This is a genomic window from Niallia sp. FSL K6-0212 (genome assembly GCF_038007605.1).
GTDB lineage: Bacteria > Bacillota > Bacilli > Bacillales > Cytobacillaceae > Niallia > Niallia circulans.
Genome location: NZ_JBBOXL010000001.1, coordinates 1,795,780 through 1,809,109 on the forward strand (window position 1 = coordinate 1,795,780; position 13,330 = coordinate 1,809,109).

At 38.1% G+C, this 13,330-nt stretch carries 11 protein-coding genes; 9 read left to right on the forward strand and 2 right to left on the reverse strand.

Going from position 1 to position 13,330, the window contains the following annotated elements; genetic code table 11:
- Positions 1–51: 51 nt before the first annotated feature.
- The 4 genes from purM to purD are packed head-to-tail and all read left to right on the forward strand — an operon-like array spanning position 52 to position 4,546.
- Positions 52–1,083: a phosphoribosylformylglycinamidine cyclo-ligase gene (purM, locus tag MHH96_RS08450; RefSeq protein ID WP_047944711.1), complete on the forward strand. Its 1,032-nt coding sequence runs from the start codon at positions 52–54 to the stop codon at positions 1,081–1,083.
- A gap of 16 nt (positions 1,084–1,099) precedes the next feature.
- Complete coding sequence (purN, locus tag MHH96_RS08455; RefSeq protein ID WP_047944710.1) at positions 1,100–1,681, forward strand: phosphoribosylglycinamide formyltransferase; 582 nt, start codon at positions 1,100–1,102, stop codon at positions 1,679–1,681.
- Between the two features lie 43 nt (positions 1,682–1,724).
- Positions 1,725–3,260: a bifunctional phosphoribosylaminoimidazolecarboxamide formyltransferase/IMP cyclohydrolase gene (gene purH, locus MHH96_RS08460; protein WP_047944709.1), complete on the forward strand. Its 1,536-nt coding sequence runs from the start codon at positions 1,725–1,727 to the stop codon at positions 3,258–3,260.
- Between the two features lie 29 nt (positions 3,261–3,289).
- Positions 3,290–4,546, forward strand: a complete 1,257-nt coding sequence (gene purD, locus MHH96_RS08465; protein ID WP_047944708.1) for a phosphoribosylamine--glycine ligase — start codon at positions 3,290–3,292, stop codon at positions 4,544–4,546.
- 209 nt (positions 4,547–4,755) lie between these two features.
- Here purD and MHH96_RS08470 read toward each other — a convergent pair whose 3' ends face one another.
- Together MHH96_RS08470 and MHH96_RS08475 are read right to left on the reverse strand one after the other, a co-directional pair.
- On the reverse strand, positions 4,756–5,640 hold the full coding sequence (locus tag MHH96_RS08470; protein WP_047944706.1) for an SDR family oxidoreductase: 885 nt from the start codon (positions 5,638–5,640) through the stop codon (positions 4,756–4,758).
- Positions 5,641–5,754: 114 nt separating this feature from the next.
- Complete coding sequence (locus tag MHH96_RS08475) at positions 5,755–6,129, reverse strand: YgaP-like transmembrane domain (RefSeq protein ID WP_082138451.1); 375 nt, start codon at positions 6,127–6,129, stop codon at positions 5,755–5,757.
- A 174-nt stretch (positions 6,130–6,303) separates the two neighbouring features.
- Here MHH96_RS08475 and MHH96_RS08480 point away from each other — a divergent pair, with 174 nt between their 5' ends.
- The 5 genes from MHH96_RS08480 to pcrA all read left to right on the forward strand — a co-directional run bounded on the left by MHH96_RS08480 (position 6,304) and on the right by pcrA (position 13,328).
- On the forward strand, positions 6,304–8,049 hold the full coding sequence (locus MHH96_RS08480) for an adenine deaminase C-terminal domain-containing protein (RefSeq protein ID WP_047944705.1): 1,746 nt from the start codon (positions 6,304–6,306) through the stop codon (positions 8,047–8,049).
- A 134-nt stretch (positions 8,050–8,183) separates the two neighbouring features.
- Positions 8,184–9,227, forward strand: a complete 1,044-nt coding sequence (locus MHH96_RS08485; RefSeq protein ID WP_047944703.1) for a DUF3048 domain-containing protein — start codon at positions 8,184–8,186, stop codon at positions 9,225–9,227.
- Positions 9,228–9,282: 55 nt separating this feature from the next.
- Positions 9,283–9,597 carry a YerC/YecD family TrpR-related protein gene (locus MHH96_RS08490; RefSeq protein WP_047944701.1) on the forward strand — a complete coding sequence of 105 codons (315 nt, stop codon included), beginning with the start codon at positions 9,283–9,285 and terminating at the stop codon, positions 9,595–9,597.
- A gap of 752 nt (positions 9,598–10,349) precedes the next feature.
- Positions 10,350–11,042, forward strand: coding sequence for a heptaprenylglyceryl phosphate synthase (locus MHH96_RS08495; protein WP_047944699.1), 693 nt, complete (start codon positions 10,350–10,352; stop codon positions 11,040–11,042).
- 54 nt (positions 11,043–11,096) lie between these two features.
- On the forward strand, positions 11,097–13,328 hold the full coding sequence (gene pcrA, locus MHH96_RS08500) for a DNA helicase PcrA (RefSeq protein ID WP_061801320.1): 2,232 nt from the start codon (positions 11,097–11,099) through the stop codon (positions 13,326–13,328).
- Positions 13,329–13,330: the final 2 nt, after the last annotated feature.

Below are 13,330 nucleotides of genomic sequence, written 5' to 3' on the forward strand. Positions count from 1 at the left end.
ATGCGATGATGTCGCTTTTCCATTGAATTATCACAATTTAGGAGGCATAAAATGGCTGAGGCTTATAAACAAGCAGGCGTTAATATAGAAGCAGGCTATGAGGCAGTAACAAGAATGAAGAAGCATGTGAAGAAAACGATTCGCCCAGGCGTTCTGGGGGGATTAGGCGGATTTGGCGGCATGTTTGATTTATCTGTTCTAAATTTACAAAACCCCGTTTTGGTATCGGGGACAGATGGGGTAGGAACAAAGTTAATGCTTGCTTTTATGCTGGATAAGCACGATACGATTGGAATTGATGCTGTGGCAATGTGCGTAAATGATATCGTCGTCCAAGGGGCAGAACCAATCTATTTCCTTGACTATATTGCTTGTGGAAAAGCTGAGCCTAGTAAAATCGAGGCCATTGTCAAAGGAATTGCAGACGGTTGTGAGCAAGCCGGATGTGCGTTGGTTGGCGGAGAAACAGCTGAAATGCCGGGCATGTATGAGGAAGAAGAATATGATCTAGCAGGATTTGCTGTGGGAGCTTGTGAAAAAGAAAAAATTGTAACAGGTGAAAAAATCCAGGCAGGGGATGTCTTGATTGGTCTTGCTTCTAACGGTATTCATAGCAATGGCTATTCTCTAGTGCGAAAATTATTTTTCGAACAAGCGAATATGTCTTTATCTGATTATATCGAGGAATTCGGCTGTACATTAGGAGAAGAGTTAATCAAGCCGACTAGAATTTATGTAAAGCCCGTTCTTTCTGCTCTAAAAGAATTTGAAATTAAAGGTCTCGCTCATATTACTGGGGGAGGATTTATCGAAAATATTCCAAGAATGCTTCCAGATGGTTTGGGAATGGAATTGGACGAAGCTAATTGGGAAGTACCTGCTGTTTTTGAAAAAATGGAGAAAATTGGCGAAATCGATCGTAAAGAGATGTATAACATCTTTAATATGGGAACGGGAATGGTTCTTGCTGTAAGCAATGAGGACGAAGAACAGATCATTGATCACTTTACTCGAATAGGAGAAAAGGCGTATACAATTGGAAGAGTAACAGACGACGGGGAAATAAATATCATCCTCAAATAAAGGCGGAGGAATGTATATGAAGCGGATTGCTGTTTTTGCTTCTGGTAATGGATCTAACTTTCAGGCAATAATAAATGCAGTGAAACGAGGCGAATTAAATGCCTCTATTACTCTATTAGTTTCAGATAAACCAGGAGCTTATGTGATTGATAGAGCGATGAAAGAAGAAATTCCCACCTTTGTTTTTGCAGCGAAGAATTATCCAGAAAAAGCGGAGTATGAAAAAGAAATTTTAATGCATTTAGATAAGAATAAAATTGATTTAATTGTTCTTGCAGGATATATGAGATTAGTAGGCGACACACTTTTACAAGCTTATGCAGGAAAAATAATCAATATTCATCCATCTCTTCTGCCATCTTTCCCAGGCAAGGATGCCATAGGACAAGCAATAGAGGCAGGGGTCGAGCAAACGGGCATTACGATTCATTATGTGGATGCAGGAATGGATACCGGTCCCGTTATTGCGCAAGAATCCATTACCTTAACTGAAGAAGATACTAGGGAAAGCGTGCAAGAAAAAATCCAGGCGTTAGAGCACCAGTTATATCCAAAGGTAATTCAACAATTGCTCCATAAAGCAGAAGCATTTCATTAATAAGTACGTAATCAACAGGCATGAAATATCAGGAGGAATAATAATGAAAAAAAGAGCGTTAATTAGTGTTTCTGATAAAACAGGTATTACAGATTTTGCAAAAGAGCTTCATGAATTAGGTTTTGAGTTAATTTCGACAGGCGGAACAAAAAAGGCAATTCAAGATAGTGGGATTCCTGTAATGAGTGTTAGTGAAGTCACTGGCTTTCCTGAAATCCTAGAAGGTAGAGTGAAAACTTTAAATCCTTATATTCATGGAGGATTGCTTGCTAAATTCGATGAGCCTAGTCATGCTGCTCAATTAGAAGAGCATAAGATTGATCCAATTCAACTTGTATGTGTTAATTTATATCCTTTTCAACAAACGATTGCGAAGCCGGATGTAACAGTAGAAGATGCAATTGAAAATATTGATATTGGCGGACCAACAATGCTTCGTGCCTCGGCAAAAAATCATCAGTATGTAACAGTAGTGGTTGATCCTGTTGATTATCAAACGGTTATTTCGGAATTAAAGCAGAAAGCAGAAGTATCGTTTGAAACGAGACGCAGACTTGCAGCAAAGGTGTTCCGTCATACAGCTGCTTATGATGCGATGATTGCAGAATATATGACAGAGCTTACGGAAGAGGAAACACCAGAGAAATTAACGGTTACATATGAACTAAAACAATCTTTACGCTATGGAGAAAATCCACATCAAAAGGCAGCCTTTTACCGCAAGCCTTTAGGATCTGAATTTTCGATTGCAAATGCAACGCAACTGCACGGAAAAGAGCTGTCTTACAATAATATCAATGATGCAGATGCTGCTATCCAAATTGTAAAAGAATTTACAGATCCTGCTGCAGTTGCGATTAAACATAGTAATCCTTGTGGAGTTGGGACAGGCGAAGATATTTTCACAGCTTTTTCTAAAGCATATGAAGCAGATCCAGTCTCTATTTTTGGCGGGATTATTGCATTAAATAGAGAAGTAGATGCAGAGACAGCTAGGAAACTGCATGAAATTTTCTTAGAAATAGTAATTGCTCCTTCGTATTCCCAAGAAGCATTAGATATTTTACAAGCAAAGAAAAATATCCGTTTATTAACGATTCCTTTTGGAACAGGGAGCAGCAAAGAAATGAAATTCACTTCGATTGAGGGTGGATTATTAACACAAGATTTTGATCGCTATTCTCTAGAGGATGCTACCATCACCATTCCTACAGACAAGAAGCCTACAGACGAAGAGTGGGAAGCGCTGAAATTCGGATGGAAAATTGTGAAGCACGTTAAGTCAAATGCCATTGTAGTAAATAACAAAGAAATGACGCTAGGTGTCGGTGCAGGGCAAATGAATCGTGTTGGTTCTGCAAAAATTGCTTTAGAGCAAGCAGGAGAAAAAGCAGTAGGGGCAGTATTAGCATCAGATGCATTTTTCCCGATGGATGACACGGTTGAAGCGGCTGCAAAAGCGGGAGTAACAGCAATTATTCAAACAGGTGGAAGTATTCGTGACGAAGATTCCATCAAAAAAGCCAATGAATACGGAATTGCAATGGTATTAACAGGAGTAAGACATTTCAAACATTAATATCTTGAAAGCTTGGGGGATATAAAAGAATGAAAGTACTTGTTATTGGCCGCGGTGGTCGGGAGCATGCGATTTGTACAAAAGTAAGCGAAAGTGAAAAAGTTGAAACAGTTTTTGTAGCGCCAGGAAATGTAGGAATGACTGATGTGGCAGAGCGTGTTGCAATAGAAGAAACAGAGGTCGAAAAACTGGTTGATTTTGCACTTACGCAAAAGATTGATTTAACCATTGTCGGCCCAGAAGTACCGTTACTTCTGGGTGTAGTAGATGCATTTCAAGCAGCTGGCTTAAAAGTATTTGGTCCGAATCAACGTGCCGCAGAAATAGAAGGAAGCAAATCTTTTGCAAAAGATTTAATGAAGAAATATCAAATTCCAACAGGGGAATACCAAACCTTTTCGGATTATGAGGCGGCGAAAGCATATATTGAGGAAATGGGTGCACCAATTGTTATTAAAGCAGACGGATTAGCAGCAGGAAAAGGTGTAACCGTGGCTATGAACCTGGAAGAGGCACTAGAAAGCATCCAGGAAATGCTTGTTGGTGAAAAATTCGGAAGTGCATCTGCAACAGTCGTTATTGAAGAGTTTTTAGCCGGAGAAGAATTTTCTTTAATGTCCTTTGTGAATGGAGAAACTGTGATTCCGTTAGAAATTGCGCAAGATCATAAACGTGCTTTTGACGGAGATAAAGGGCCAAATACAGGGGGGATGGGGGCTTATTCTCCTGTTCCACATATTGATCCGGCAATCGTGCAAACTGCCATTGAAACAATAGTCAAACCAACTGCAAAAGCAATGATAGCAGAAGACAGAACGTTTACAGGTATTTTATACGCTGGCTTAATTGCAACAGATAAAGGTCCCAAAGTAATTGAGTTTAACGCAAGACTAGGGGACCCAGAAACACAAGTTATCTTGCCACGTATGAAGTCCGATTTAGTGGAAGTCATTTTATCTATTTTAAATGGAGAAACTCCATCGATTGAATGGTATGAAGAGGATATGCTAGGAGTAGTCATTGCGGCAAAAGGCTATCCAGGGGCATATGAAAAAGGTGCGGTTATCCAAGGATTAGATAAAATGGAGGATGTCTCTATTTTTCATGCAGGAACCGACCTAAGTGAAACTGGTGCATTTACCACGAATGGCGGACGTGTTTTGTTAGTTGCTGCTAAGAGCCGTACATTAAAAGCGGCACAGGATAAAGTATATAAGGAACTAGAGAAATTAGAAAGCGATGGTATTTTTTATCGAAAAGACATTGGCTTTAAAGCAATAAAATAAGAAGAAAACCCTGTATGCGAACTTTGTTGATTGCATATGGGGATTTTTTGTTATTTTAGTATGTTAATTGGATAACATACGTATATATAGTGAAAGGCAATAGAGAAAGGCTCTCTGTGCCCGGAAGCAGAAAAAGAAGGCTAAAAGGAAAAGAGGAAGCTCCTCTTAGTCCATTAACATAGGCAATGAAAGAACTTCCACTTTAAAATTTATGCTAATTCAATTCCGCCTGTTATACCGTATATTTGTGCGGTAACATAGCTAGATTCATCGGATGCTAAGAAAACATAAATACTAGATAGTTCGACTGGTTGTCCTGCTCGTTTTAATGGAGCTTGCTGACCGAACGTTGGGATGGCTTCACTTGGCTGTCCGCCTGTAATTTGTAAGGCAGTCCAAATTGGGCCTGGAGCAACGGAGTTTACCCGGATTCCTTTAGATGCTAATTGCTTGGCAAGTCCACGAGTAAAGCCATTGATAGCAAATTTAGATGGAGCATAATCTAGTAAATTTGGGCTAGGGTTATAGCCTTGAACAGACGTAGTTGTGATAATAGAAGCTCCCTTTGGTAAGTATGGAAGTGCTGCTTTCACTACCCAATAGAGAGAGAATACATTTACTTCGAAAGTTTTTCGTAGCTGCTCTGTAGAAAGTTCCATAATATCATCAACTGCTTGTTGTTTACCTGCAACTAAAGCTAATACATCGAGTCCACCAAGCTCATTATAGGCTTTGTCCACTAAGTCTTTACAGAAACTTTCATCACTTAAATCTCCAGGTATAAGAACAGCTTTTTGCCCTGCTGCTTCGACTAGCTTTTGTACTTCATCAGCATCTTCTTGTTCTTCTGGAAGGTAGTTAATCGCTACATCTGCACCTTCACGAGCATAAGCGATGGCAGCTGCACGCCCAATTCCAGAATCGCCACCGGTAACTAATATTTTTCGATTCTTTAATTTACCAGATCCTTGATAGCTAGTTTCTCCACAGTCAGGTTGGGGGTCCATTTTAGCTTGGACACCAGGAGGCTCCTGATATTGTTTTGGAAAGTTATCGTTATAGTATAGATCCAGTGGATTTTTCGGATTTGTCATTTGATCAGCTCCTTCGTTCATTTCTGTTATGCATTTACCACATCCAAGTAATCCTAAACCTATAATCAGTAAGAGATAAAGGCTATCCAATCTCTTGGATAGCCCATGTAGTGATTATTTTTTCATATCATCTGGGGAAAATATTTTCTCTGGACTAAATTGTTCCATCATCTCAGCAACTTCCTTAGATGACGAAGCAGATTTAGTGGTTTTACTATTACCAGATGAAGGTATATTGGAACCTTTACTTTTAGAATGGCTGTGCTCGGATTTTGGCATAATTGCATCCTTTTTCTCATAAAGAGCAACAATTGGACAATAACGAACAATCCCTTCTGCAATTTTCATTCCAGCAAGTAGAGCAATAAGTAAATAAGATTGTTTATAAGGCTTCTTGGCCATTTTTGCTGTGCTCCATGCGAGAAATGTAAAGCCGCAAGTAATTCGAATAAGCGCGTTAATCAAACTTATATTTTGTTTTGGATTCATAAGTTTCGTTCCTCCTACATAAATTTAACAAAACGGTAATATGAATTGTTACTTTATATGGTAAAATAATGTTAATCTTAGGAAATTCCATACAATTTCTTCATCAAATAAATAAAGAAAAATTGTTACATTTTTTTATATACAGGTTACAGATATGAAAAGGGAGGAAGCGTAGTGTTAGCTCAACGATATCGATGGAAAAACAAAGTTTTGCGTGACCATGTATCCATTTTGAATGGTGAAAAATCCCCTTCAATCGTTTTAAAGAATGCAACTTATTTAAATCAGGTCTTACGAAAGTGGTTTCTTGCTAATATATGGATATATCAAGATAGAATTATTTATGTGGGCAACGATATGCCCAAACAAATAGATCGAGCAGAAATTGTTGATTGCACTAATCTTTTTTTAGTTCCAGGGTACATTGAACCACATGCGCATCCTTTTCAAATTTATAATCCCCTAACATTAGCCCGATATACATCACAATTTGGAACAACGACACATATAAATGATAACTTAGTATTGGCTATGCAGTTAGAAAAAAAGAAAGCGTTTACTTTTTTGAACTTTATGAATGATATTCCTTCCACCATATTATGGTGGGGCAGGTATGATGCTCAAACAGAGTTACAAGAGGAAGAACTGGTATTTTCTCATGGGAATGTAAAAAGTTGGCTGGAGCATGAGGCAGTTATTCAAGGTGGAGAGCTAACGGGATGGCCGAGGCTTCTCGATGGTGACGATATGATGCTTCATTGGATGCAGGAGACGAAGAGATTAAGAAAAAGAATTGAGGGACATTTTCCAGGAGCATCGGAGAAAACACTGGCCAAATTGATGTTGCTCGGAGTGGATAGTGATCATGAAGCAATGACAGGGAAAGAAGTGTTAAATCGTTTGCTCCAAGGATACAAAGTTAGTCTTCGTTATTCGTCTATTCGCCCAGATTTACCGAAATTATTAAAGGAAATAAAAGAATTGGGAATTGAACATTATGATTATTTTATGTTAACAACAGATGGATCTCCTTCTTCCTTTTATGAAAATGGTCATATTGATCAGCTTATTCGGATTGCGATGAATCATGGCGTACCAGTAATAGATGCCTATAATATGGCAACCATTAATATCGCTAAATATCATGGAATGGAACATTTGCATGGGAATATTGCAACTGGAAGAGTCGCAAATATCAACTTTCTGAAGGATAAAAAAAATCCAACTCCTGTTTCTGTATTAGCCAAAGGAATTTGGGTGAAAAAAGATGGCAAAGAAATGAAAGAGGCGTATCCTCCTGTTGATTGGAAACAGTTTGATTTAAGTCCATTAGATATAAAGTGGAATGTAAATAGTCTTGATATGCAATTTTCGATGCCGTTTGGAATAAGCTTGGAAAATGCCGTCATTACAAAGCCATATTCCATTTCCATTAATGTTTCTGATACTATTCTGACAGAGGAACATGATGAATGTTATTTCATGTTGATTGACCGAGAAGGAGAATGGCGAATCAATACTTTATTAAAGGGCTTCTCCAATAGAATTGGAGGAATGGCTAGTTCTTATACAGGTGATGGAGATATTGTGTTATTAGGAAAAAGTCAAAAAGATATGATAACCGCATTTGAACGATTAAAAGAAATAGGCGGAGGGATTGTCTTAGTGAAAGACGGCAAGATTGATATAGAAATTCCTTTGCCATTAAGAGGGATGATGGCTTCCATGCCGATGGAAGAATTAATTGAAAAAGAAAAAGAACTATTCGAATATATAAAGGACAGAGGTTATCGTTATGAGGACCCAATTTATACAATTGTATTTTTTACCTCCACTCATTTACCATATATTCGAATAACCCAAAAAGGTTTATATGATGTAATGAATAAAACTGTACTCTTTCCAGCGATAATGCGTTAAAATATAAAAGAGTCCTGTTGTTTAATTAGAATATTCTGATATATTTAGTGGATAAAGTTCTATTCTCTTATAAGCAGAGTAGTTATATAGTCACAAACATTCCCATTGCACCGATAACAAAATAGGAGGGGACTATGAAAAAAAGGTGGATTGTTTCTCTAATTCTGCTTTTTATCTTAACAGCCTGCAATAGTGAACCGAAAGATGTAGGAAAACATAATGGTAATCAGACCAGCAATGGAGCGAAGGATGAAGAGGGGATAACAGATCTTTCCACTTTGTATCCACTATCTGGGCTGCCAAGTAACACAGAAAGTACGAATCGTGCAGTTTCTGTTATGATTAATAATCATCCTAAAGCGAGACCTCAAACAGGACTGACAGAAGCAGATATTGTGTATGAAGTATTAGCAGAAGGAGAAGTTACCCGATTTCTAGCGATTTTTCAAAGTTCAAACCCTAAGCTTATTGGCCCTGTCCGTAGTTCCCGAGACTATTATATCGAGCTAGCAAAGGGTTATAATAGTTTATATATTGCTCATGGATATAGTCCAGAAGCAAAAAAACTACTTACAAACGGTTATATTGATAATTTAAATGGGATGGAGTATGATGGCACCCTCTTTAAAAGGTCCCCTGACCGAGTTGCACCTCATAATTCTTACATAAGCTTTGCTAATATTGAGAAGGGGGCAAATGCAAAGAATTATTCACTTAAGGGGGCACCAGAACCTTTGTTATTTTTAAATACAAAGGGGTTAGAGGAAATCGAGGGAGAAGAGTCAAGTTCGATTAGCATTAATTATGGGGAAAATCCAAACTATAATTCACAGTTTTTATATGATCAGGATGTCCAGAAATATATTCGTTTTTCAGATGGAGAACAAACAATAGATAATGAGACTAAGGTATCTGTTGCGGTAGATAATGTTTTTATTATTGAAACCAGTCATAAGGTTGTTGATAATAAAGGAAGGAAAGACATTGATTTACTATCTGGCGGCAATGCATATTTGTTACAGCATGGAAGATGGCAGGAAGTAAATTGGAAAAATATAAACGGGCGAATTCTCCCATTTAAAGAAGATAAACAAGTTGGACTCGTACCAGGAAAGACATGGATAAATATTATTCCTTCTACCCCAGGCCTAAAGAGTGCTGTTACGTTGAAAAAATGATTAAATAGTTTTTTAATCCATGGAGTAATTCATTAAGGAAAAAATGGAGGTTCCTATGCAAATAGATAAATTAAGAGGAAGAGAGTTGGATCAATTATTTGAGTCCATTCTCTCCCTAGAGAGTTTAGAAGAATGCTATCAGTTTTTTGATGATTTATGCACAGTGAATGAAATTCAATCACTGTCGCAGCGGTTAGAAGTTGCAAGGATGCTTCGAGAGGGCAATACTTATCATACAATTGAAAAAGAAACAGGTGCAAGTACCGCAACTATATCTCGTGTAAAACGATGCTTAAATTATGGTAACGACGCGTATGAATTAGCATTATCACGAATTAAGAAAGACGAACAGACCGAAACGGAAGAATAGGATAAAGGGGTGTCCCAAAAAAGATGAAGTCTAACGATTTTCTCTTTTCGGACAACCCCTTTTTTATTTTGAAAGAATAAACTTTCTTACTTGCTTTGTGAATCATGAAACAATTGCTTTGCCGATTTCGTCCAATAGTAAAAGTACTATAAATTCTAACCGGGTGCCCTGCGCTTTTCTTGAATGTCTAGCTCCGGCGCCTACCGCCTAGCAAACTTCAGGACACCTCCCTACGATAAGTCAACATCGGTTCACTGATGTTCGCCGTGTTTCCTATATCTCAGTCGATGCCCCTCCAGTTTGTACGGCGGTAAGCAAGGCGCCTGCGCTTTTCTAATTGTCTAGCTTCGGGCACCCAGGAGCTGCTGGGCTTCGCGCCCTTTCCCTACGATAAGTCAACATCGGTTCACTGACGTTCGCCGTGTTTCCTATATTTCAGTCGATGCCCCTCCAGTTTGTACAGCGGTAAGCAAGGCGCCTGCGCTTTTCTAATTGTCTAGCTTCGGGCACCCAGGAGCTGCTGGGCTTCGCGCCCTTTCCCTACGATAAGTCAACATCGGTTCACTGACGTTCACCGTGTTTCCTATATCTCAGGAAAGGTCACTCCATTCCACACGCTCCTAACCGGGTGCCCTGCGCTTTTCTTGTCACTAAGAAAAATTTACAAGAAATTATACGGTAGGATTTCTTTTTTGATGGAATATCTAATGCTATAATGAAATGATGTAATGGTTAGAATGGAGGAAGTTTGCATGTATGATGTGCGCGAATGGCGTCATGTATTTAAATTAGACCCAAATAAGGAAATTTCAGATGAAGCATTAGAAAGTTTATGCGAATCTGGTACAGATGCAATCATCATTGGTGGAACAGATGGGATTACGTTAGATAATGTATTGAATCTCATGGCTCGTGTCCGTCGCTATACAGTTCCTTGTATATTAGAAGTGTCAACAATAGATTCGGTTTCACCCGGATTTGATTTATATTTTATTCCTACTGTTTTAAATAGCAGTGATACAAAATGGATAACTGGTCTTCATCATGAAGCAGTGAAGGAATACGGAGAACTAATGGATTGGGATGAATTTCTCATTCAAGGCTATTGTGTTTTAAACGAAGATTGTAAAGCTGCGAAATTAACGAGTGCAAAAACAAATTTATCAGAAGAAGATATTGCAGCCTATGCTTTAATGGCAGAGAAGATGTTTCATTTGCCTATTTTTTATATGGAATACAGCGGGAGTTATGGAGACCCTTCGTTTGTAAAAGCGGCTAAAAGTCAATTGAACGAGACGGTCCTGTTTTACGGTGGAGGAATTGAGACAGTAGAACAGGCAGAGGAAATGGGAAGATATGCTGATGTCATTGTAGTCGGAAACGTTATTTATAAAGACCTATCAGCCGCATTAAACACAGTTGAAATGAAAAAGAGCAAGCATTGAATAAACAATAAAGCTAGGTTAAAATAGAATATATGTTCTTATGGTGGTGAAAAGATGCAATTTTTAACAGATAAAATTTTAAATGGATTAAATCCTGAGCAAAAGGAAGCAGTAAAAGCAACAGATGGTCCTCTTTTAATAATGGCCGGGGCAGGAAGTGGTAAAACCCGAGTTTTAACACAAAGAATTGCTTATCTTATGGTGGAAAAGGGAGTCAATCCATACAATATCTTAGCAATTACGTTTACCAATAAAGCAGCGAAGGAAATGCGTCAGAGGATAGCAGCTGTTTTAGGCGGAGCAAGCGAAGAAATATGGATATCAACTTTTCACTCTATGTGTGTACGAATTTTAAGAAAAGATATTGATCGAATTGGATACAACCGTAATTTTACAATTTTGGATACAACTGATCAACAATCCGTTATTAAAGGTATTTTAAAAGACCGTAATATCGATCCGAAGAAATATGATCCCCGTGCTATTCTAGCAAGTATTAGTTCTTCCAAAAATGAACTTGTAACTCCAGAGGAATTTGCGAAGACTGCTGGCGACTACTTCTCACAAATAGTTAGTGATGTATATACAGAATATCAAAGACGTTTACGAAAGAACCAAGCATTAGATTTCGATGATCTAATTATGCAGACCATTAATTTATTTCAAAGAGTACCGGAAGTTTTGGAATACTATCAACGTAAATTTCAGTATATTCATGTGGATGAGTACCAGGATACGAATAGATCGCAATACATGCTAGTCAAGCTTCTAGCAAGTCGATTCCGCAATTTATGTGTAGTTGGTGATTCTGATCAGTCTATTTATGCATGGCGTGGTGCAGATATTTCAAATATCCTTTCTTTTGAAAAGGATTATCCAAATGCAAAAGTAGTAATGCTGGAACAAAACTATCGTTCCACCAAAAGAATTCTACAGGCTGCAAACCAGGTCATTGCTAATAACTCTAGTCGTAAAGATAAAAACTTATGGACAGAAAATGAAGATGGAAGCAAAATTTACTATTACCGAGCGGATAGCGAACAAGGGGAAGCACAATTTGTTATTGGAAAGATTCAAGAATTAAGAAGAGAAAGCTCTCTAAATTTATCAGATATAGCTATTCTGTATCGAACAAATGCACAATCTCGTGTCATGGAGGAAATGCTTCTTAAAGCCAATATTGAATATTCGATTGTTGGAGGTATAAAGTTCTATGATCGAAAGGAAATTAAGGATACGCTTGCTTATCTTCGCTTAATCGCTAATCCGGATGATGATATTAGTTTCCAACGGGTGATTAATGTTCCAAAACGTGGAATTGGCTCTAGTTCTGTTGATAAGATAGCCAATTTCGCAGCAATGCATGATATGTCTATGTATCAAGCATTAGAAGCTGTTGAATTAATTGGTTTAAGTCCAAAGATTACAAAAGCTGCCAGTGAATTCCGCGATTTGATTCAAAATTATACAAGAATGCAGGAATATTTATCTGTAACAGAACTTGTCGAAGAAGTTATTGATAAATCTGGTTATGTAGATATGCTAAAGGCAGAAAAGTCGATTGAGGCTCAAAGTAGATTAGAAAACATTGAAGAATTTATGTCCGTATCGAAGAACTTTGAGGAAGCTAATGATGATAAATCGTTAATTGCCTTTTTAACAGATTTAGCATTGGTTGCTGATATTGATAAGTTAGATGATGACGGAAATCAAGCGGATTCGGTTGTCTTAATGACCTTGCATTCTGCAAAAGGTTTGGAATTCCCGATTGTTTTCTTAATTGGTCTGGAAGAAGGTGTATTCCCTCATTCCCGTTCATTAATGGAAGAAACGGAAATGGAGGAAGAGCGTCGCCTTGCATATGTAGGCATTACGAGAGCTGAAAAGCAATTATATTTAACAAATGCACAGATGAGAACATTATTTGGACGTACCAATATGAATCCACCTTCTCGTTTTGTAAAAGAAATTCCAGAAGATTTACTAGAAGGATTAAATCCAGTTTCAAATAGGCAAAGAATGGCTTCTCCTCACAATAGTAGTCGAAGCTCTTATACACAACAACAGCCAACGAGAAAGGCTGTTATTCGTCCTGCGGCAGTTGCAACAGGTGGTGAAGGAATCGGATGGAGCATAGGCGATAAAGCGGTCCATGGAAAATGGGGCACTGGTACAGTTGTAAGTGTAAAAGGCGAAGGCGATTCGAAAGAATTAGATATTGCTTTTCCGAGCCCAGTAGGAATTAAACGATTATTGGCTAAATTTGCACCGATTCAAAAAGGATAAGG